Annotated in this window: 17 protein-coding genes; 12 read left to right on the forward strand and 5 right to left on the reverse strand. The window is 67.1% G+C overall.

The window, feature by feature from the left end; genetic code table 11:
- Nucleotides 1-87: 87 nt before the first annotated feature.
- From ACX28W_RS25615 to eccE, 4 genes are all read right to left on the reverse strand, one after another.
- Complete coding sequence (locus ACX28W_RS25615; protein WP_459001723.1) at nt 88-1,929, reverse strand: ABC transporter substrate-binding protein; 1,842 nt, start codon at nt 1,927-1,929, stop codon at nt 88-90.
- A 418-nt stretch (nt 1,930-2,347) separates the two neighbouring features.
- Nucleotides 2,348-5,299, reverse strand: a complete 2,952-nt coding sequence (locus ACX28W_RS25620; RefSeq protein ID WP_459001724.1) for an SCO5717 family growth-regulating ATPase — start codon at nt 5,297-5,299, stop codon at nt 2,348-2,350.
- A 208-nt stretch (nt 5,300-5,507) separates the two neighbouring features.
- The gene (locus ACX28W_RS25625) at nt 5,508-6,341 is read right to left on the reverse strand and encodes a hypothetical protein (protein WP_459001725.1); all 834 of its coding nucleotides are present in this window, start codon (nt 6,339-6,341) and stop codon (nt 5,508-5,510) included.
- A complete protein-coding gene (gene eccE, locus ACX28W_RS25630) occupies nt 6,341-7,657 on the reverse strand; it encodes a type VII secretion protein EccE (RefSeq protein WP_459001726.1) in 1,317 nt (438 codons plus the stop codon). Before eccE ends, ACX28W_RS25625 begins: the two co-directional genes overlap by 1 nt.
- A gap of 431 nt (nt 7,658-8,088) precedes the next feature.
- Here eccE and eccB point away from each other — a divergent pair, with 431 nt between their 5' ends.
- The 11 genes from eccB to ACX28W_RS25685 all read left to right on the forward strand — a co-directional run bounded on the left by eccB (nt 8,089) and on the right by ACX28W_RS25685 (nt 20,343).
- Nucleotides 8,089-9,669 carry a type VII secretion protein EccB gene (gene eccB / locus ACX28W_RS25635; RefSeq protein WP_459001727.1) on the forward strand — a complete coding sequence of 527 codons (1,581 nt, stop codon included), beginning with the start codon at nt 8,089-8,091 and terminating at the stop codon, nt 9,667-9,669.
- Nucleotides 9,670-9,876: 207 nt separating this feature from the next.
- A complete protein-coding gene (locus ACX28W_RS25640) occupies nt 9,877-10,188 on the forward strand; it encodes a WXG100 family type VII secretion target (RefSeq protein WP_459001728.1) in 312 nt (103 codons plus the stop codon).
- A 122-nt stretch (nt 10,189-10,310) separates the two neighbouring features.
- Entirely contained in the window at nt 10,311-10,595 is a 285-nt protein-coding gene (locus ACX28W_RS25645; RefSeq protein ID WP_362074657.1) for a WXG100 family type VII secretion target, read from the forward strand.
- 227 nt (nt 10,596-10,822) lie between these two features.
- On the forward strand, nt 10,823-12,109 hold the full coding sequence (mycP, locus tag ACX28W_RS25650; RefSeq protein ID WP_459001731.1) for a type VII secretion-associated serine protease mycosin: 1,287 nt from the start codon (nt 10,823-10,825) through the stop codon (nt 12,107-12,109).
- A 69-nt stretch (nt 12,110-12,178) separates the two neighbouring features.
- Complete coding sequence (locus ACX28W_RS25655) at nt 12,179-12,529, forward strand: hypothetical protein (protein ID WP_459001732.1); 351 nt, start codon at nt 12,179-12,181, stop codon at nt 12,527-12,529.
- 38 nt (nt 12,530-12,567) lie between these two features.
- Nucleotides 12,568-14,010, forward strand: coding sequence for a hypothetical protein (locus ACX28W_RS25660; RefSeq protein WP_459001734.1), 1,443 nt, complete (start codon nt 12,568-12,570; stop codon nt 14,008-14,010).
- A gap of 88 nt (nt 14,011-14,098) precedes the next feature.
- The gene (locus ACX28W_RS25665; protein ID WP_459001736.1) at nt 14,099-15,451 is read left to right on the forward strand and encodes a S8 family serine peptidase; all 1,353 of its coding nucleotides are present in this window, start codon (nt 14,099-14,101) and stop codon (nt 15,449-15,451) included.
- Between the two features lie 1,159 nt (nt 15,452-16,610).
- Complete coding sequence (locus ACX28W_RS25670) at nt 16,611-16,934, forward strand: hypothetical protein (RefSeq protein WP_459001738.1); 324 nt, start codon at nt 16,611-16,613, stop codon at nt 16,932-16,934.
- Nucleotides 16,931-18,208, forward strand: a complete 1,278-nt coding sequence (locus ACX28W_RS25675) for a WXG100 family type VII secretion target (protein WP_459001739.1) — start codon at nt 16,931-16,933, stop codon at nt 18,206-18,208. Before ACX28W_RS25670 ends, ACX28W_RS25675 begins: the two co-directional genes overlap by 4 nt.
- Before the next feature lie 29 nt (nt 18,209-18,237).
- Nucleotides 18,238-19,641 (forward strand): hypothetical protein, encoded by a 1,404-nt coding sequence (locus tag ACX28W_RS25680; protein ID WP_459001740.1) that lies wholly within the window; start codon nt 18,238-18,240, stop codon nt 19,639-19,641.
- A gap of 69 nt (nt 19,642-19,710) precedes the next feature.
- Nucleotides 19,711-20,343 (forward strand): hypothetical protein, encoded by a 633-nt coding sequence (locus ACX28W_RS25685; protein WP_459001741.1) that lies wholly within the window; start codon nt 19,711-19,713, stop codon nt 20,341-20,343.
- A gap of 454 nt (nt 20,344-20,797) precedes the next feature.
- Here ACX28W_RS25685 and ACX28W_RS25690 read toward each other — a convergent pair whose 3' ends face one another.
- The gene (locus ACX28W_RS25690) at nt 20,798-21,514 is read right to left on the reverse strand and encodes an ATP-binding protein (protein ID WP_459001742.1); all 717 of its coding nucleotides are present in this window, start codon (nt 21,512-21,514) and stop codon (nt 20,798-20,800) included.
- Between the two features lie 77 nt (nt 21,515-21,591).
- Between ACX28W_RS25690 and ACX28W_RS25695 the strand changes: the two genes are divergently transcribed.
- On the forward strand, nt 21,592-21,747 hold the full coding sequence (locus ACX28W_RS25695; RefSeq protein WP_459001744.1) for a helix-turn-helix domain-containing protein: 156 nt from the start codon (nt 21,592-21,594) through the stop codon (nt 21,745-21,747).
- The last annotated feature ends 40 nt before the right edge of the window (nt 21,748-21,787 follow it).

A 21,787-nucleotide genomic window follows, 5' to 3' on the forward strand; every position in this document is an offset into this window, starting at 1 on the left:
CTCGTACGTTCATGGGGTGCCCGTGTGGGGTGGGGGCTACTCGCGGTTGTGTGGTGGGGGGGGGCTACTCAAGGTTGTGTGTGGGGGTCACTCGCGGTCCTCGGCCGTCGCGCGGCGCCGCTTCGCGAAGAACACCCCGGCGCCGACGAGGACGACGACGCCCGCGACGATGCCGATGATGACGCCCGTCGAGCTCGAACCGTCGGAGGACGCACCGGAGGAGCCCGCCGGAACCGCCGACCACCAGCTCCAGTAACCGTCCTGGCCGTAGATGTTGCCCGCCGCCTTGGGCATCGTCTCGATCGACTTGATCTGGTCGGTGCGATAGGCCTCGACCGCGTTCGGGTACGCCATGACGTTCATGTACCCGGTGTCGTACAGCCGCGATTCCATCTGCTTGACGAGGTCCGCCCGCTTGGCGGGGTCGTACTCGGCGAGCTGCTGGTCGTAGAGCTCGTCGTACTTCTTGTCGCAGATGAAGTTGTCGGTCGCGCCGGTGTCCTTGGCGGTGGCGGGCAGGGCCGCGCAGGTGTGGATGGACAGGACGAAGTCGGGGTCCGGGTTGACGGACCAGCCGTCGAACGCCAGGTCGTACGTGCCGGCGAGCCATGGGTCGGTCACGTTGTCCCGGCAGTCCAGGGTGACGCCGATGCCCAGCTTTCCGTACCACTCCTTGAGGTACTGGCCGACCGCCTTGTCGTTCGGGTCGGTGGCGTGGCACAGGACGCGGTAGTTGATCGGCTTGCCGTTCTTCTCGACGCGCTTGCCGTCCCCGTTCTTCTTGTAGCCCGCCTCGTCGAGGAGCTGGGCCGCCTTGGCCGGGTCGTACGCGAGGGTCTGGCTCGCCGACGGCTTCCAGTAGTACGTGGAGAAGCGCGGCGGGATATATCCCTCGCCCTCGACGGCGTGGCCCTGGAAGACCTTGTCGACGAGGGTCTTCCGGTCGATCGCCAGGAACAGCGCCTGGCGCACCTTCTGGTCGAGCAGCGACTCGGCTCCGTCACCGAAGTGCTTGCCGTCCTTGGCCTGGGCGCCCGGGTTGGTGGCGAGGGCGTAGAAGCGGCGGCCGGGGGCGTCGTTGACCTTGATGTTCCGCTCGCTCTCGAGCGCGGCCGACTGGGCCGGCGTCAGGCCGGAGACGAACGACACCTCGCCCTTCCGCAGGGCCGCGACGGCCGCGTCACCGTCCTTGTAGTACTTGAAGACCAGCTCGTCGAACTTGGGCGTGCCGCGCCAGAAGCTCTTGTTGGGCTTCAAGCGTACGTAGCTGTCGGCCTTGTAGTCGGTGAGGATGAACGGCCCGTTGCCGACCACGGGGACGTTCTTGTCGTTGTTGAACTTCGAGAAGTCCCCGACCTTTTCCCAGATGTGCTGGGGCACGATCGGGACGTCGAGGGCGGCCATCGTGGCCTGCGGTTTCTTCAGTTCGATGACGAGCTGGGTGGGGCTCGGGGCGGTGACCTTCTTGAAGTTGGTGACGAAGCTGCCGTTGGCGGTGGCGGCGCCGTCGTCGGTCATCATCTTGTTGAAGGTCCATGCCGCGTCCTCGGCGGTGGCCTGCCGGCCGTCCGACCACTTGGAGTTGGAGCGGATCGTGTAGGTCCAGGTGAGTTTGTCGGCGGACGGCTCCCACTTGGTGGCGAGGCCCGGGATCGCGCGGTTGTCCGTGGCGTCGTAGTTGGTCAGATATTCGTACGTGAGCCGGTGAATGCTCGTACTGACCAGGCGCGTCGCGAGGAACGGACTCAGCGAGTCGACGCTCTGCGCGACCGCGACGGTGAGGACCTTCTTGCTCTCCTTGGCATGGGCCTGTTGCGGGGCCGGGTTGAGCGGGGTCGCGAGGGCGGCGGTGAGAGCGAGAGCGCCGACGCCTGCGGCGGCGATGAGTCGGGGGCGGCGGTTTCTGTCGGGCTGATCTTGTCTGTTCATGGGTCGGTGACCTCGCGTCATCGCTTGCGCAGGGATGGCTGATTGACCTACTTGATCGGGCACGTCGGCTGGGTTGATGTGCGTGTCTACCAGCGGCGGTCTTGGCCCGTCAACGGCGCGAGGACCCCGTGTGGCCTGCGGAAATAACAAGTCGGCGGTAATTTCGTGCCCATTGGTTCAGACCGGTGAAGCCCTCCTGGCCAGGGCGTGGCGCCCCGTTTCGTCCCTGGACACACGAAGGCCCGCACCGTGAGGGAACGGTGCGGGCCCAGGTGATAAATCGGCCCCTCGAAAGGGGCCGATCGGGTTACTGCTGAGGGGGCGCGGGCGGGGGAGGGGTCTGGTCCTGGCTCTGGTGCGGCGGGTGGGGCTGCCCTGGGGCCGGCGGTGCCGGCCCTCCGCTGCCGGCCGACCTCCGCTACTGCTGTGTCCAGCCGGGCGGTACGACGCCGTGCTGCGGTTGGTCCTGCTGCGGAACCTGGGGCGCCGGCTGCTGTTGCCAGCCCTCGCCCGGTCCGGGCTGCTGCTGCGGAGGCTGCTGCCACTGCTGCCCCGGCTGGGGGGCGGCGCCGGGCTGGGCGTAGGGCTGCTGGGGCGCGTACCCCTGCTGGGGCGCGTACCCCTGCGGGGGCTGCTGGTACTGCATGTTCGGGTTGCCGAAGCCCTGCTGCGTGCGGGCGATGTCCTCGGCGATGAGCGCGGCGAGATCGAAGTAGGCCTCGCGGGTCTTGGGACGCATCATGTCGAGGTCCACCTCGGCGCCCGCCGAGAGGTGCTCGTCGAAGGGGATCACGACGACACCGCGGCAACGGGTCTCGAAGTGCGCGACGATGTCCTCCACCTTGATCATCTTGCCCGTCTCGCGGACACCGGAGATCACGGTGACCGACCGCTGGACGAGATCGGCGAACCCGTTCGCCGACAGCCAGTCGAGCGTGGTCGAGGCGCTGCTCGCACCGTCCACCGAGGGCGTGGAGATGATGATCAACTGGTCGGCGAGATCCAGGACTCCGCGCATCGCGCTGTAGAGCAGACCGGTACCGGAGTCCGTGAGGATGATCGGGTACTGCCTGCCCAGCACGTCGAGCGCGCTGCGGTAGTCCTGGTCGTTGAAGGTGGTGGAGACCGCCGGGTCCACGTCGTTGGCGATGATCTCGAGACCCGACGGCGCCTGCGAGGTGAAGCGGCGGATGTCCATGTAGCTGTGCAGCTGCGGGATCGCCTGCACCAGGTCGCGGATGGTGGCGCCCGTCTCGCGTCGCACCCGTCGGCCGAGGGTGCCGGCGTCCGGGTTGGCGTCGATCGCAAGGATCTTGTCCTGGCGCTCGGTGGCGAGCGTGGCACCGAGCGACATGGTCGTCGTGGTCTTGCCGACACCGCCCTTGAGGCTGATCACCGCGATCCGGTAGCAGGACATCACCGGCGTACGGATCAGCCCCAGCTTCCGCTGCCGCTCCGCCTCCTCCTTCTTGGCGCCGAGCTTGAAGCGGGACGGGCCCTGGTTGTTCTTGCGGGCCTTGGGCTGGTTGCGCAGCAGCCGGTCGGAGGACAGCTCGACGGCGGCGTTGTAGCCGAGCGGGGTGCCGGGCGCGGCTTGCTGCTGCTGGGGGGCACCGGGACCGGCCTGCGGACCGGGCGGGGCGGTCCAGCCCTGGTTGCCGTAGGCGGCGGGGGCGGGTGGAGCGGCGGGCTGTTGGGCCGGGGGCTGCTGCTGCGCCGGGGGCTGCTGTTGGGGCGCGGGCTGCTGGTGGGGCGTGGACTGCGGGTAGTTGTAGCCCGCATGTGGCTGCTGCGGCGGCTGGGCGGGGGTCTGGGGGTAGCCGTATCCGGCGGGTTGGGGCTGTCCGGGCTGCGGCTGTCCGGGCTGGGGTGCCTGCTGGGGTGCCTGCTGGGGGTAGCCGTATCCGGGGGCCTGCGGGTGTCCGGCCTGCGGCTGTGGGGGCTGGGGCGCCAGCCGCGGGTCGACGGGTGCCGACTGTCCGCCCTGCGCGGGGTAACCGTAACCGGGCTGCTGTTGTGGCGGGGCCGGCGGCTGGGGCGGGCCGAACGCGCCCTGCGGCGGGGCCTGGTGCTCGGGCTGTCCCGGCTGGTGCGGGGGCTGGGCGGGGGTCTGGGGGTAGCCGTATCCGGCGGGCTGGGGCTGTCCGGTCTGGGGCTGTCCGGGCTGCGGCTGTCCGGGCTGGGGCTGTCCGGGCTGGGGTGCTTGCTGGGGTGCCTGCTGGGGGTAGCCGTATCCGTCGGTCTGCCCGGCGGCGGCCGGGGCGTGCTGGCCCGGCTGCCCTGCCTGCTGCGGTACTCCCTGTGCGGGGTGCACGGGCATGTAGCCCGGCGGCAGCGGGGGAATTCCCTGGCCGGCCGGGGGCGCCTGCACGACGGGCTCCGGCTCTGCCTCCGGCGCCGCTTCCGCTGTCGCCGACGCCGGATCGGCGTCGGGCTGCGCGGGGGCGCCCGCGTCGGACCCGACGTTCGCCGTCCCCTCGCCCTCAGCACCGGACACGGACCCGGACCCGGACTCGGACTCGGCGGAGCCACCCGGCTCCGCCTCGTCGGTCCGCTCCTCCTCCGGCTCCTCGGCGTCGTGGGCACCGCCGAACAGCGCCGCTGCCTCGGCATCGGCGGCGGCATGGTTGAGCTCGGGCATCGGCTGCGCAGGGGCGGGTTCTTCGGGAACGCCCGCTGCCGGGGCGGCGGCCTGCGGCGGGTTGCTCGGGGAGTCCTCGTCGACCGGTCGCAGCACGGGGAAGCCGGGCGCGGCGGCCGGCTGGGGCGACGCCGGCGGCTGAGCCGGAACGTGACCGCCCGATGTGTCCTGGCTCGGCTGGGGCACGCCCGCTCCCGCCTGCTGGGGGTAGCCGTACCCGCCGGAGGTCGCCGGGCCGCCGGCCGCGGGGGCCGTACCGGGCTGCGGCTGCGGCTGCGGCTGCGGCGGCTGGGAGGGCAGCTGCGGCTGGGAGGGCTGCGGCGGCTGGGAGGGCTGCGGCGGCTGGGAGGGCTGCGGAACTCCGTGGCCACCCGTGCCACCAGGGCCACCTGCGCCGTACTGGACCGCGCTCGGCACGCCCTGCGCGGGCTGCTGAGGTGCGCTCGGAGCGTACGGCTGTGCCGGCGCGGGAGCCTGCGGTGCGGGAACACCGGGCGGTCCGGCCAGGGGCCCGGCGGGTGATCCGGCGGGCGACCCGGTCGGCGGCGGTGGTGAGGCCTGCCCGGCGTTCCGCTGATCGGCGGCCGCGGAGCCGGACTGGGTGCTCGGGGCGTACCAGGCGGGAGGCGTGTAGACGATTTCGAACTCGCCGGTGAGTTCCACCTCTTGTTCGTCCCCGTCAGAGGACGGACCGCCGCCGCCGTTGTACTCGGACGGATCCCTGTTCACTGCTTGCCTCCTGGTCAGCCACTGCTGCTGAGTTGGTCGTCGTCGCGGCCGGGCGGACCGAGTGGCGAACCCCCCACGCGGCTGCGATCGTCACCGCATCACCAGAAGCCTAATCACTCACATCGCGGTACGGAAAAGCGCCCATGGGCATGACCGGTTCGCACCGCATTCCCGGAAACGGTGACGCATTCCCGGAAACAGCGACGCGTCAGTCCAGACGGCGGGCCACGCCCAGCAGACCCGTCTCCGCGTCGGTGGGTTCGGTCATGACGAAACTGCGGTGCTTACGAGTGCACCACAGGGCGACGCTGTCGTGAAGGGTCGAAAGGTACTGGAGGGGCTCGTCCGGGATACCCAGAGTGTTCTGAACGACCTCGGTCTCCTGGGGCGAGATGCGCTGGATCCCGACCAGTTGAGCCTGGGCCAGCCAGCGCGGCGCGTGGTCGCTGACAAAGGGCAGCACCGTCACCACGGCCTGCCACGGCAGGGAGGTCACTCGCCCGCGCGGCGGGCGGATGCCACAGTCCCGGAACAGGACGACCGGGCTCGAAACGGAGGGACCCTGAGCGGGCACCCGTCCCACCGGGTAGACCGTCACGCACTGCTGACCGCCACCCGCCGCCTGGGCCAGCTGCTGCCAGGCCTGCGGCCGACCGGTCTCCACGCCCACGCGCGCGCCCGTCGCGGCGGCACGCAACGCCAGCACCTGGGCGAGCCAGAGGCCGCCGACGAGTACGACGTCGAAGGGGGTGGGGCGGGACAGGCCGAGCACGGCCGGCTGCGACGACCGATGGGTGCCGATGATCACGCCGTCGTCGCCGATCGGCATGCTGATCGCCGGTAGTTCGTCGACGGTGACGACATGGCGGTTCCGGCGCGGCCCGCGCAGTCCGAACCCCGGGCTGAAGACGCGCCGTTGCTGCCGCGGCGCCTCCGGCTGCCGGATGATCGGGATCATGCCGGTGTCGGTGGGCGAGGCCACGTGCGCGGGGGTGGTCCGGCCCGGCTGTCCCGGGGGCACGGTCGAGGCGGGGTGGGACATCAGTACGTACCTCCGAGCGGCAGAGTGGCGAGGGCTCCGGGGACCTGCTCCCGGTCGAGGCGGACCAGTCCGACCTTCGCGGCACTCGCGGTCCGCTCCAAATCACGCCCCACCTGGCCGAGTTCGCTGTCACCGCGGGCGGTGACGCGGATGTGCCCGGCGAGGGAGATGCCCCGGTTGCCGGCCTTGCTCAGGGTCACGCTGAACGTCGTGGCGAGAACGGGGAGCGAGGTGAACCGCGTGATCAGCTCGGGCAGCGCCACACCGCCGTCCCCCAACTGCGGCCAGCGGGAGATCCAGTACGTGGTGTGCCACCGGTCGTCGACCCGCCAGGTCCGTACCGACTCGACCGTACGCCGCTGGGGCGACCGCCCGTCCTGGCCGTGCTGGGCGTTGACCCGCGGGTTCAGGCAACTGGATGTCGCGAGCGCCTGCACCAGCTCGGTCTCGTCCAGGATGGTCGCCTTGAATCCGGCCCCGTCCAGTCGGCTGGCCAGCTGGTCCGCCACCCGCAACAGTGCGCGCTGCGCCCCGGGAACACCGTCTCCGCGCGCCTGAACCGCCTCCGGGCACAGTTCCGGGTCGAGTTTGAGGGCGACCCAGGTGAGCCGAAGCGCGGGAGAACCGGCCTGCTCCTGCAGCGGGCCGTACGACCGCGCGGCGAGCGACTGTTGGGGCAGGTGCGGCGCGGGCGCCGGCTGGGTGTGCTGCACGACCTGCGCGGAGGCGAGACGGATCCCGTCGACCTCCAGCGCGTCCTGGATCAGCCGGAGCGGCAGCTGGCGTCCGGCGGACTCGGGACGCAACGGCTGGTCCGCGGGCTGTACGAAGAGCACCGCGGTCAGGAAGGTCCCGTCGCCGATGAGGCCGATCGAGCGGTCGTCACGGGACACGAAGCCGTCGGTCCGCAGGGCAGGGTCGCACTCCACGACCGGAGCCAGCATCGGGTCCGTCCCGGGCGGCACGGGCAGCTTGGCCTCGCGCTGACGGCGCCTCAGCGCGCGTGCCGTCTCGTACCACTCGGGCATCGGCCGACGGCCGCGGCGCAGGACCGCGAGCAGCAGCAGCAGCGCTGCCACGGCACCGGCCGGGGCCAGCAGCCAGGACACGTCGGTGACCCAGGCGGCCAGCATGACGCCCGCCGCGAGCTCCACCAGGATCAGCTGCTGCAGCCGTACCGGGCCCATACCGCCGGGGCTGGGCAGTGTGCGCGGCGACGCGGCGGCGGGGGCCGGAGTCGGCACGCGTCCGCCGCTCGAACCGTCCGGTTGCTGCTGTGCGCGGCGTCCGCGCCGAGAGCTCGTAGCGCTGGTCATCCCCCGGGACATCCCTTTCGCGAAGTCGTGGCCGTTCGTCGGGCGTTCATCGGCCCGCATCGTCCATACGAGTGGCTCACGGTACCCGCTGCCGAGCACAGGCGGCACAGCGGCACAGGGGACACCGAACCCCGGGTGGCCAGCCTCGCACGGACCAGGCGCGCATGGTGGAGGGCTGTGGTGAAGCTCTGTGAAGATGATCTGTGAAGATGCCGGAACGGCCGTACCCTGATGGATCGTCGGCCCGCGGCGCAGTGCATAGTAGGTGCCTGCTCGGCCGAAGCGGCGGCCTGTCGTCGAGCGCGATCGCACACCACAGCGCGGTATCGAACACCACAGCGCGGTAGGGCATCGCCTCACGATTCACGGTCAGGCACGATCAGTCACGGTCGGGCACCATCGGGGACCAGAATTCGGGAGACACGGGGACCATGGCAAAGCAGCGTCGGGATGAGCTCGCCGCCTACACGTTCGCTCGCAAGCGCACCGTCGCGGCGTTTCTGGCGCCGTCCCCGGGAGGCTCCGAAGAAGGCGCACCGCGTCCCATTCGTACGGTGATGCCCAGCCTGGCGGTGGGAGTTGTGCTGGTGATCGGCTTCATCGCCTGGGGCGTGATCAAGCCCGCGGCACCCAAGGGCTGGGACACCCCGGGTGAGTACATCATCGTCGACAGCGACTCCACGACGCGGTACGTGGTCCTCGACCCGAACCCGAAGGACAGCAAGGTGGAGAAGGTTCTCCACCCGGTCCTCAACTACGCCTCCGCGAAGCTGCTGCTCGACAAGGGCAAGGGCAGCGTCCTCGAGGTCCCCGGCAAGGAGATCGACAAGAGCGGCATCCGGCACGGCGCGACGATCGGCATCCCGTACGCCCCCGACCGGCTGCCCTCCAAGGAGGACGCGGAGGAGGCGAAGACCTGGGCGGTGTGCGAGCGCCCGGCCCCGGGATCGCAAGGCGCCATCGACCGTGCCGTCTTCGTCTTCGACGCCGCCGACGCCAAGTCGCTCGAGAACGCGGGGAAGGTCGATTCCCGTGAGGCCCTGTACGTCGTCGACCCCAAGACCAAGCTGGAATACCTGGTCGACGGCAAGGGCAACCGCTTCCTGCTGGGCGGCGAGTCGGGCCTCGACGACACCTCCATGGAGCAGCTGCGTTCCGCCGTCATCGGCAGCAGTGCCACGGCCGAGCCGCAGCCGGTGAGCCAGGAGTGGTTGAGCACCCTCAACGAGGGCGCGGACATCACCTTCCCGACGGTCCCGTCCGCCGGTGCCTCGACCTCGGTCCAGGAGCTCCCTGCCGAGGCGGGCACGGTGGGCCAGGTACTCAGGGCGCGGGACGCTCAGGGCGAGCAGTACTACGTCGTCCTCCAGAACGAGGTCGCTGCCATCACGCCCCTCGTCGCCAACCTGCTGGTTGCACGCGACGGGACCAGTGCCATCCAGGTCAGCACCCGGGACATCATCGAAGCCAACGGCGGCTCGGCGGGCAGCTTCTACAAGAACAAGGGCTGGCCCGAGACCGTTCCGCGGCAGGCCAACCCTGCGGCCACGGCGTCCAGCGAGGCCCGTACCACCTCGTGCAGCGTCTACAAGGGCACCATCGGCGATGACCAGAAGCCGCAGCTCGCCGCCTGGGCCGGAACGAACTACCCCACGAAGGTCATCACCGATTCACTGAGCGCCTACGTCTCGTCCGGCTCGGGCCTCCTCTTCCAGGAGGTCGCCGGTGCGACGGGGGGCGGCGGTGCGACGTACCTGCTGACAGACACGGGCCTGCGGTACTCGTTGCCGGCGAACAACGACAGTGAGGCGGAGGGAAGCGGCAGCGGTTCGTCCTCGTCCTCGTCCTCGTCGTCGTCGGAGAGCGACGCGAGCGAGACGGCCAAGGCGCGTACGCGGCTGGGCTACGAGGACCTCTCCAGCCCCGTGTTCGTGCCGCAGACCTGGGCGACATTCATTCCGAAGGGCCCCACCCTGGACACTGGCAGCGCAGCGCAGCCGCAGAGCCAGTGATGCACCAACGGGGTTATGGGCGCGGGGACTTGACGGCGGCCGATCACTTGCGCATCGCGCAGGTGTGTGAATGCTGTAACTGAAAGACCTTGCCCGTGGGTATGTGACAGGCGGAGGATAGAGTGCTTCCAGCGTTCACGAACGGGACGCAACTCCGGGTACTGGTAAGGGTTTCCCGGATCAAAGACGACATGGGGGAAGGTTCACATGGCCGGCCAGTTCCGGGTAACAGAAGACGAGCTGACCAAGCTCTCCGGTGACATCACCACGGCGAACGGTCAGCTGCAGGGCGAGATCCGCCGTCTCAACGGAGTGATCGACCAGATCGCGGGCGGCTGGCAGGGCCAGGCGTCCCAGTCGTACCGCCAGCTGCAGGAACGCTGGAACGCGGACGCGAAGAAGATGAGCGACATCCTCAACGACATCAAGGAAGCCGTGGACTCCACGCGGAGCAACTACTCCGCGTCGGAAGAGCAGCAGAACTCCGAGATCAGCAAGATCATGTCGGACTTCGGCTGATCAAGCCGTAGAGCTGCTGACTCTCCAGCAGTTCTTCCCAGTCCCATCGATGCCGACTGGTATCGACTGGTATCGACTGGTATCCACCGACTTCCTTCGACTCTTCCTGAAAGGGAACGACGATGTCGATTCTCGTCAATTACGCAACCATCACCAACGCGTCCACGGACGTGAAGACCACCGCCGGTCGCATCAAGCAGCAGCTCGATGACCTCGAGGCCGCGGTCAAGCGCGTCGCCAACTCCTGGGAAGGTGAAGCGCAGGAGGGTTACCAGCGCAAGCAGCGCGAGTGGGACCAGACCGCTGCTGACCTGCACGCGACCCTGCTGAAGATCTCCACGGCGCTGCAGAGCGCGGCCGACAACTACCAGGCCACTGAGAAGAGCAACGCCAACACCTGGGGCTGAGCCCGCCGGTGGCCCGAGGGGCGTGACATGCGGAGGATCGGCCCAGCGGATGCCAAGGCGTCCGCTGGGCCGCCCCGTTCTCCGGGGTCGTACACAACACATCCCGCGAATCTTCACGGTCGCCGACACATCGGTAACGCGCATGCCCCAGCTTCGAAGTCAACGAAGCAGGCGAAGTGGACGTAGTAATCGACGTAAGCAAGCAAGGAAGCCCTGGGAGTCTGAACATGAGGGGCCTGGACGTGGAGGGCCTGACAGCCCGTTCGCGCAGCCGCAACAGTGGAACCCGCGCACTGCAGCGGGCCTTTGGCGTGCTCGCGGCCATGGGAATCTGCTGGGCATCGACTCCACCGGCACTGGCCGACTCCGCCGGCGCCGACCATCCCGAATTCGGCCTGGCGGCCAGCTCGGAGTGCGTTTTCGGCGGCGACGTCATCAAGTCCACGCCCTGGTCACTCCAGCGGATCCTCCTGGACCAGCTGCGCGAACAGGCCACGGGCAAGGACGTCACAGTCGCGGTGATCGACACCGGCGTCGACGACTCCAACCCCCAGCTCCGCGGCGCCATGGCCTCGGGCGGCAAGTCCTACGTCGGCGGCTCCGCGGACGGCACCGACGACATCGAGGGCCACGGCACCCGGGTCGCGGGCATCATCGCCGCCCGCCCGATCGCGGGCACGGGCTTCGAGGGCATCGCACCGGACGCCAAGATCCTCTCCTTCCGCTACACGGGCGGGGAGGAGAAGCAGGGCGACTCGGGGACCATGTCGGCGGCCATCCGTGCCGCGGTCGCCGCGGGCGCAAAGATCATCAACATCTCCTCGGACACGGCGAACAAGGAAGACAACCCGACACTGGCGGGCGCCGTGGCGGACGCTGTGAATTCGGGCGCCCTGATTGTGGCGGCGGCGGGCAACGACGGAGCCGACGGCAAGTCCGCGAAGACGTACCCCGCCTCGTACGACGGCGTCCTGGCAGTGGCGGCCTCCGACCGCAACGACGAACGCGCCTTCTTCTCACAGTCCGGCGACTTCGTCGACATCGCGGCACCGGGCGTCGGCATGGTCTCCACCGTCCCGAAGGGCGGCCAGTGCACCGCCGACGGCACGAGCTTCGCGGCGCCGTATGTCGCGGGCGTCGCGGCTCTCCTGAAGGAGAAACACCCGACCTGGAACGCGGCCCAGATCGCGACTCGCCTCGAGGAAACGGCCCAACGGCCGGGGCGGGGGCCCAACCAGTTCATCGGCTGGGGTGTCGTCGATCCGGTCGCCGCATTGTCGGATGACTCCACGCCGGGGAACTCGCCTGAGCCGGATCCGCCGGTGGCGGCCGGGGCGGGCGGGGTTGTCCCCATGGCGGTGACCATGGGCGAGAGCGAGGCTGAGCGGGAGCGTCGGGTAGCCACGTACGTGTTGGGCATTGGCGTGGCTCTGGCGCTGGTGGTTGCGGGGAGTGGGGTGGCTGTGCGGGACTGGCGTAGTCGGCGGGTTGGACGGGCTGGACGGTCCGGCTAGGGCTGGGCGATGACTTGGGCACCGAGAAGGTGCTGACAACTTGAGAAACAGGGGAGAGGACAACGGGGTATGAGTAACGGGATGCGGGTTGACCTGAGCGCGATGGATGAGGTCATCCGGAAGCTCTGGACGTTGCTGGACGACATGGACAAAGCGGGGCAGACGTCGCGGTACAACACGGAGATCCCGATGGACGCGTTCGGGAACACGTGCCTCTTCTTGGAGGCGGGTGATCTGCAGGAGGCTCACAAGAACATGAAGACCGATCTTGAGAACACGATCCAGAGTCTGCATGGGCTGATCGACAAGTTCGGCACGAGCACTTCCAAGGTCAAGGACAAGTACACCGAGCAGGAGTACGCGAACAAGAACCAAATGGGTGGTGGCACGGGGAGCTCGAACGGCTCGTTTGCAAAGTAGTCCGATCGAGAATCACCTATTAGAGGGAGGAGTTCAAAATGGCCGGTGAAAAGGACCTGCCCAAGCCCGAGATCGTGAATGACACCTGCGTTGCGGACCCGGGGCGTCCTCAGACCAAGACTCAGTTCATCGAGTACTCGTTGAAGGAACTCAAGCAGATGCTTGAGAGCACCAATCCCGGGACGATCGAGGAAGTTGGCCGCCACTGGGGCAAGGTCAACGAGCTTCTTTCCGGTGGTGAAGGAGGCGGCATCGCCGGCTTGCTCGACAAGGCGGTCGACAATGTCCTGGAGCACTGGGAAGGGGAAGCGGCCCGGAGTTTTGAGACGCAGGCCCGGAAAATCTCTCAGAGCATCAGGAATGCAGCTTGGCATGCCGATCTAAACGGCTCCCAGATGGCTGACGCTGGTTCACAACTCCGCAGGTTCAAGGCGCAGTTGGACGACATCGAAGAGCCTAGCGGCTGGGCCAAGGTCGGCGACGCTCTCAGTGACTGGAAATGGGACAACGGTGAAGCAGTAGCCAGTGATCTCCAGGACCGTAAGCTGACAGCGAAAGAAGTAGCGGAAATCAACGAGGGCAAGATCGGCGCGAGCCGAGAAGCTCAGCTCAATGGTGTCGCTGTCATGGAGAACCTGGGTGCTCAGTACATGCGCATCACGGGGAATCTGCAAAGGAATCGGGTGATCCAAAACCCCGATGGCACCGTCAAGGAGCCAAGTCGCGATGTGGAATACCCGCCTCCGGTCGTCCCCTCCGGTGTCGGGGCGTCTCGACCGGGCGCTTCGGGATCAGGTAGTAAGCCGTGGAGCGCAGGTCCGACCACGAGCGTCAAGCCGGCCCCAACGGTGCCCCGTGACCAGGGCATCACGGGAGGTGCACAACTCCCGACAGCCAAGACGAAGGTGGACAGCATCTCCCCCGGTCTGACGGGTACCGGTCCCAGCACTAGCACCGGGGGTCCCGGCGTTGGCGGGGGCGGCGTTGGGACCGGCGGGGCTCAAGGCCCGGGCGTCGTGGCTCCTGGCGGAGGTGCTGGCGTCGGGCGTGGCACGGCCGGACGCGGCGGCATCGGTGTTGCGGGCGGCGGTCGCGCGGCTGGTACTGGTGCGGCAGCAGGTCGCGGTGCCGGAGGCCGAGCCGGTATGGGCGGCATGGGCGGCGGGGGAGCCGGCGCAGCCGGCCGAGGTGGTGCTGGCGCTGGCGGACGTGGAGCCCTTGCGAAGTCCCGTGGCGGTGTGGTTGGAGCGGCCAAGGGCATCGCAGGCAAGGGCGCCGGTGGCGGTGCGGGCCTGCACGGCAGCCGCGGCGGAACCCAGCGCGGAGCCGGTGCAATGGCTGGCGGTATGGGTGGTCGCAATGGTCGACGGCCCAACGACGAGAATAGCCAGGGCGAACGCCCCGACTACCTGGTCGAGGACGAAGAGACCTGGATCTCGGAAGAGGACCGCAACCGGAACGTACCGCGGACCATCGAGTAGGCACACGAGCGAGTCGCACGGAGAGAACGTGCGGCTCGCTCGCATGAAGACTGGCGGAACCAGTCGTGGTTGAGTGAGGAGCAAAGAAGTGAGTTTCAAGCGAGTCTGGTCTACGGCGGGAGTCGTGACGCTGACAGGAGCTTTGCTCCTCACTACGGCCCCAGTTGCCTTTGCTGACTATGTCAGGGATCAGCAGTGGGCCTTGAACGCGTTCGCAGTAGAAGACGTTTGGGCTGAGTCCGAGGGGGCTGGCGTCACCGTTGCTGTTGTCGACTCTGGAGTGGATGGCAGTCATCCTGATCTGACTGGTCAGGTCCTTGAGGGTAAAGACTTCACCGATGGAGGGAATGCCCAAGAGGACACCCTTGGCCACGGAACAAAGATGGCAAGCATTATCGCAGGCCACGGTCATGGTGCCGGAAATTCCTCCGGTGTGATCGGGCTCGCGCCGAAGGCAAAGATTCTGCCCTTGCGTACGCTTCAAACAGATTCTGATAGGAATCTCGATGAGACATGGGGGGCAGCCGTTCGATATGCAGTGGATCACGGCGCAAAGGTAATTAATCTCTCTATCGCAAATGATGGCGGTAAAACTCTAAGCGCCGGTCGCGAAGCGATTGCGTATGCGCAGGCTCATGACGTCGTAGTCGTGGCAGGATCGGGAAATGACGGGTATTCCACTGTGAGTGAACCAGGTGCACTACCTGGTGTTGTCTCTGCCGGTGCCGTGGATGAAAAAGCTAACCTCTGGGAGGACTCGAATACGGGGAAGGGGCTAACGCTTACAGCTCCTGGTGTGAAAATCGTTGGCGCGAATCCGACGATGTCCAATGGATATGGCGTGGGAAGCGGTACCTCAGACGCCACAGCCTACGTGTCCGCTGCTGCCGCCCTGGTCCGCTCCAAGTACCCCGACCTCTCCGCAGGTCAGGTAATCAACCGGCTGATCAAGTCGGCCACCTTTGCGCACCACAAGGGATTGAAGGCACCCGACGAGGAATACGGCTACGGGATCGTCCGGCCCTATTCAGCGCTCACGATGGATATCCCCGCCGGCGCCAAGACGAACCCCCTCGGCCATCTCCAGTCGTCCAACTCCACTTCTGGCGGGGCATCCAAGGGGACGGACACCTCGGCCCAAGCCAAAAAGAAGAAGTCCTCCTCCAGCAACATCCTCGTCCTCGCCGGCGGTATCGCAGCCGTTGTGATCGTCGGTGCGATCGCCTTCGTGGTAATCCGCAGCCGCCGCAACGGTGGTAACGGCGGCCCCGGCTCCGGCGGCGGAACCCCCTCTTACGGAGCGGGCTACCCGCCCCAGCCCCCGACTGGCCATCAGTCGTACCCCAACGCAGCCCCCAACCAGGGCTACCCCACTGCTCCAGGTCAGTCCCCGCAGTACCCCAACCCCTACGCCCAACAGCCTCCGCACCAAGGGCAGTAGGAGTAATTCCTCCTCGGAGAGGCTGTGAACTCGGAACTACCGGAGCTGAACTCCCAAGCCGCTGCCGATGAGATGGCGACGCGCACCGCGAACCATTTCAGCGGAATGTTGTTTGGAATTGCAGTTTTCGCCCCTTGGCTGCTCTTCGCCATGTCGATCATGTCTGGCAAATTGTGTGGCTGACGGTGTTAGATCTGATCGGTACGTACGTGGGTCTCTTGGTCATGCTGCGTGGGTACCGCGATGGCAATCGCGCCTTGAAGAGGTGGGGAGCAGGGGTTCACGCCATAACCCTGCTGCTCTGTCTCGTGGTACTCGGGATTTTGCGGTGACCCTGCTACGGGATCACTGCCTCTACCAGGCCCTTACGATGGATATCCCCAAGCGGCTCAAGGGCAGTCTCCGCTTGGTTGAATCCAGCTGGCCGCCGAGGCGCCCGGAAACAACGACACCACAGTGAATCAGCCCGAGAACAAGAAGGGAATCTCCCTAATGGGTGCCATCGCCCTTATTATTGGCGTTATCGGCATCGGAGCCGTGATTGGCGCCGTCGTAGTCATCGCCGTAAACCGCAGTCGCCGCAACTCTGGTACGGGCCCGGTCAACCCTGGGGCCGGAACCTACTCCCATCACATGGGTTACCAGCCTCAGCAACCGATCTACCCGCCCGCCCAGCAGCCGTATCTCTCAGCTCCCAACCAGGGATACGGGCACCCCGCTCCTCCTGCGCAGCCTCCGCAGCACCCCAACCCCTACGCCCAGCAACCTCCGTACCAAGGCCAGTAGAAGTACCTCACCCATCTAGCCGCAGCGGACGGCACTTGGGCATCACGATCCTCGTACTCCTGGTGGCGCTCGGCAATGTCATCGGGATGCATCACAGCCGGCGCAGCAGAGACGGATGTCGACCAGGCGATGATGCCCGTGAGCGCGGGTCATCAGCAGTCCTATCCGAATCCTGCGCTGGGCGAGGTCACCCGACCTCGCCAGGGCAGGGCGTAAAACTTTGTGAAGATGTGCACCAGGCACCCCCGACGTGCAGAGCCGCAGCTTCCGCCTGGCAAAATCGACGATTCCGCTTAGCGTTCGCGCGGCGTAAGGCGTGCAGCCGCAGGCTTGGCTTGGCGTGTCACGCGGCAACACCAAGAGGGAGGATCTCATGTCGGACGGGTTCTACATCGGCCACTCCGCGCTCGAAAGGTTGAGTGGAGCTTTCAAGAAAGAGGCCGATGAAATCGGCGAGCAGTTGGCCAAATTCAAGCCGAAGACGGATGGCGAGGCCATCCACGACGGGTTCGGCTTTCTGACGGAGTCAGAGGAAGTGACCACCGCGTACATTGACTTGGCCGACCACATGACCAAGGCGATCCAGGGGTTGCAGGACCATCTCTATGACATGGCCGACAACCTTTCCGACAACTCCCACAACACTGGAGCTGCCGAGCGTGCCCTGGAAGATCTGTTCAAGGGGAAGAGCGCGTGAGTGACGAGTCGGCCGCGGAGACCATTTACGAAGCTGGCCTCGAGCTCTACAACCCCGGTGGCGAGCCAGACGTTCTACGTGACGCGGCCAAGGCGTGGGGCGCGATGGGGGATGCCCTCGACAAGTTCGTCGTCCACATGGACAAGGTCATCCGCGACGTCCACGGCGACGAATGGCGGGGGCCGGCTGCTGATGCCTTCGTCAAGCATTGGGAAGAGGTCAAGAAGTCCGTTGAGGACGCTCAGCCGAGCTTCGACGAGGCGAAGAAGGGCCTGAACGAGGCAGCGGACAAGATCGAAGAGATCAACAGTGAGATCCATCAGATCTACCTGGAGATCGGTGTCACGATCGGTGTCTCCGTCGCCACCTCCTTCATCACCCTCGGTTTCTCCGCAGCCGCCGGCGCCGCGAACGCGGCCCGACTTGCCGGGCAGGCGGCGACGGCCGCTGCGAGGCTCGGCAGGATCCTGGCCACGATCGCCCGTTGGTTCGAGAAGCTGCGGACTTTTGAGCACTCGAGCAAGTTTCTGCAGTACGGCGTTCGCTTCGGAAGTACGTTCGCCGGCCGGACCGCGATCGAGTTCGGCAACGGAGTGGCCACCAGCATGATCAGTGGCAAGGGCCCCGAGTGGGAGAACAACCTGGTCGGCGGGATGGCTGGGGCAGGGATGGGAAAGGCTGCCGATGCCGCGCTCGGCGGGAGGCTCGGGGGAGGAATCGGCGAGTCGATCGGCACAGGTGCCATCGGTGGAGCGACGGGCAGCCTGGTCGGGGATGCCGCCAACTCCTACGGTCCGTGGGCGGATGCGGATGACGAGTTCGACTGGTCGCAGTCGCTGATCGGGGCCGGGGCCGGAGCGGCCGGCGGCGGCATCGGAGGCGGACTGACGCACGGTTCAGGAGCCGGGGAGGCGAACGGCACCGTCGAGGGTGCTTCCGGTGGGACAGCCGACGGGAATAGCACAGCAGACGGTGCTTCTGGTGGAGCCGCCGACACGGGCGGAACGGACGGAACTGCTGGGGCGAGCGACGGTAGCGGCGACCAGGCGACGCCCGACACCGGAGCCGATGCCGAAGGGCTGACAGAGGAGCAACGGAACACGCTTCGCGACGAGGCCACGAACAGCCGAGTGGGCACGGAGATAGGCGCGGCCGGAAACCGGCTCAAAGAGGCGGACAGCCTCGAGGACGACCTGGCCGAAGGGCAGCAGAAGACAGCCCAGCAGCTCCGCGAGCACGCAAAGAACACGAGTCTGGTGGACGACTTCGGATGAACAGTTCGGACGGAACGGGAACAGGTGCCATGAAGGACAGTGGGCTTCGCACGCTCGGACCGGCCATCCTCCTGGGCAAGGTGGTGGCCTGGGTGGGATGCCTCCTGGTGACGGTGCTCCTCGGGTGCTGGCTCTTCATGGTGCAGTCGACACTGCGTGACGCTCTGGTGCTGGGCTGCGCGGTCGTACTCGCTCTTCTTGCCCTCTCGGCATGGGCGTTGCGACGCTCGTCGGGTAACCCGGACCCCGCGGTGGTCTATCGCGCCCTGGCCGAGCGCACATCGGTCACAGGAGAGCGCGGGCCCAGGGCGCTCCCCGTGAGGTTGCGAGGCGCCTCCGCTCTGTTGAACGGACAGGCCCTGTCGTTCTACGGCGGGGTTATGGTGCTGGTCCTCCCGCTCGCCCTTGGGGTGGGTACTCCCACGCCCACGGGCAAGGCCGCGGAGATCGCCTCTTCGGGCGCCGTTGTTCAGGCGTTGCCCATCGAGTCGGTGCGGGATGTCGTCAGGGACCGGCACAAGAACGGCAGCACGTACCACTGCACAGTGACAGTGACGCTGCCTCCGGCCGACGGAGCCGGAAGCGGGAAGCGCGTCGAATTCCGATCGGAATGGCCAGATCCCGCCGTGGTCGGCGAGAACGCCTACGTCGCCTACGCCCCCGACCGACCCGAACTGGGAGCCGTGGGCGACGACGACAGGGCCAGTGTCGACCGTCAACTCTCCGGTCGTGCCATGAACAACTGGTGGACCTGGATCCTGGGTTCGGGATGGCTGTTCCTCATTGCGGCACTCCTCTTCGCCTATCTCACGAGCCGTAGGGACCAGCGATTTCCGCAGCGGCTCCGCGGTGACGAACGTGTGCTGCGAGCGAGCATTTCCGGGTACGACGGTCATGGGGCGGGGAAGGCACGCATCTGCCTGGACACTTCCAAGGGCCCCATGCAGTTGCATGTTCAAGGGAACAATGCCAGGTACGTGGACACGGCGGGGGGCGCGGAAGGCCATCTGGTCTGGGTGTCGGACCACAACCGGCACGGAGGCCGGAAGGGGCCGCATCGTACGGGTGCAGTCTTCGTCAGCGATGCCGGCTGGTTCATTCCGGGCGGACTTGCCCCGGAGTATGAGGAGTCCGCGAGGGCGGCGGCTGATCACCAAGCTTCTGTCGGCTCAACCGGCGAGAGCAGACTGCTCGACCTCGACGGCGGCTGGATTCTCAGCATCCCGAACCGGCTGATGAATGTCCTCCTGCTCTGGACGCTCTGCGTCGTGGTGCTCGCGCTTCCCGTTCCCTCGGCGAGTTGGCGCCTGGTCGTCGGAATCGCCGGGACGGTCGGTCTTCTGGTGTATGGCCTGTACGTAGCCGTTAACCAGGACACGGCAGCGCAGAGGCAGTCGGGCAGCAGCCACGGTGCCGTGGGATCTGCTCCGTAACGTCGCCATCTGCCCGGCTCGAGAGGCGGGTGCGGCAAGGACAGTGAGGGACGATTTCGGGTGAGCAGGATGGAACGCGGCCGGGAGACGGTCGAGCGGGCAAGGGCGTTGGTATCGGCGGGTGAGGTGCTGCGTGCTGATCACGGGGTCTCCTTGGCTGAGAGAGCACCGATGCCCGGCTATTTCCGCCGCCCGCGCGCTCTGCGATCCGAGCGCCGCACGCTCGGGAGCTGGTTGATGCTCCCCGTGTTCTGGGTCGCGAGACTTTATGAGATCACCTGGAACCCGATCGAGGCGCTCGTCGAAGCGTTCACGGAGCGTGAGCCGAAGAAGCCGGGCAAGCCGTTCCACGGCGGCTGGAACAGCATGGCCGGCCACCTGGCCCGCGCCGCGGTACCCCGGACCAAGAACAACAGGGCCGTGATGTTGCAGGTCACCGACCGCAGTCTGCAGCTTGTGTACGTGTCCCACGCGCGCTCCTTCACCGGCAAACTCGGTCCGGCGGAGGTGGGGTGGGCCACGGATCTTCGCAACGTGTCCTATATCCGCGACCGAAGCGACGTGGCGGGCGGCGACCACGAAATCGCCTTTGTCGACGGTTCGTGGTGCTCGGTCCACTTCGGGGGCCACGGCTGGAGCCATATGGCGTCGGCGTTTCCGGTCCGGTTGAGCCACCTCGACTCGGTTCCGAACCCGGGATGAGCGGCCAGTTGTGAGCCGACCGCCAGTGATTCCGCCCGGGACCGGCTCGCTCAGTCCGGGCGACGCTGTCGCGGACAGCTCTCGGTGTGTTGGACAGTGGACTGACCTGGTCCTCTGAAGCGTAAATAGTTCCAGGTCAGGGGCTATTTAGGCAGGGTTGGGTGCCCGGTGGTCGTCGAGGCCGCCGGGCACTTGCAGCGGTCAGGCGGCGTTTTCGATCGGCCGAGGGTGCCGGTGTCGCCGAGCTGTCGTTCTACCTGCTGTGGGGTGCCAGGTCAAAACCCGTCAATGGGTGAGGAGTTGGAGCCGACGGCGTCGGCGCCGGACCGTTCTGGTGGGCTCAGGGAATGAGACGCTCAGCATGAGCACCGGGAAGAGCCATCACACCAACCCGCGACCAGCAACTTCAGGGTGAAGCGGGCTCACTGACCATGTCGTCCTACACTCCGTACGATCAGCGGCTCGGCTGCGTCCACCCGCACCGCGGGGCCCTTGTCCAGCCGAAGCACCATGACGAACCCGCCCGAGGTAGACCGCTCGCCCTGGACACTGCGGACTGTTCGCCACGCTCCCCGCAGCTTGACCTGATCGCCAGCGCGGAGGTTACGGCCGCGATCTCCCTCTCGACCTGGACAGCCCTGATGTCCGGGGCTTTGATGTCCACCCACACCGTCTGCCCGATGCCGCCCTCGCGTTCCTGCATGCCCCAGCGATCGGTCAGCGCCTCCACGAGGAGTAGCCCGCGACCGCCGGTCTCGTCCTCGGTGGGGTTCCGCACCTTCGGCCGGCCTTCCCCGGCATCGCTCACCTCCAGTCGCAGCAAGCCTTCCTGCTCTGAGTGCGTGATGCGCACGCCGACTTGGCGGTCACGCGGTGCCCGTGACTGTAGGGCGTTTGTCACCAGTTCTGACAGCACCAGCTCCGCCGTGTCGAGAACGTCTTGATCAACGCCCCAGCCGCCGACTACGGCGTGGAGAAGTGCCCGCGCTCTGGGAACAGTGCTGGGGCGGCGGGGGAGGCGGCAAGTGATCTCGTGAGTGTCTGACGGCTCGGGCTGCATAGCCACAGCGACCCCTGGAGTTCGTGGCTGATACGAGTTGCCCTCGGTGCGGTGAAGTCCCTTGCCCACCGCGTCCGGCTCTCGCAGCATAGGCTCCATGCAACGTTGCATCGCGCATCGTAGGCTCTCTTCACTCTTTCGAGTAAATGCCTGCTTCTCCCAAGCTGACGACTGATAGGGAGTTGCACATGCCTTCTGTGAAACCGTCCACCGTCCTCGGTAGGCAACTCGGCGACGAACTCAAGCGATTCCGTGAGGCCACAGGAGTGTCCATGACGGAGGCCGCCGAGGTGCTCGACTGCACTAACCCCGGGCTTTCGCGAGTGGGCCTGTCCAGGTCTTGATCAAATAAATGGAGAGTGCTGCTGACCTGCAACGATGGGA

The organism is Streptomyces sp. SD15 (genome assembly GCF_054462255.1).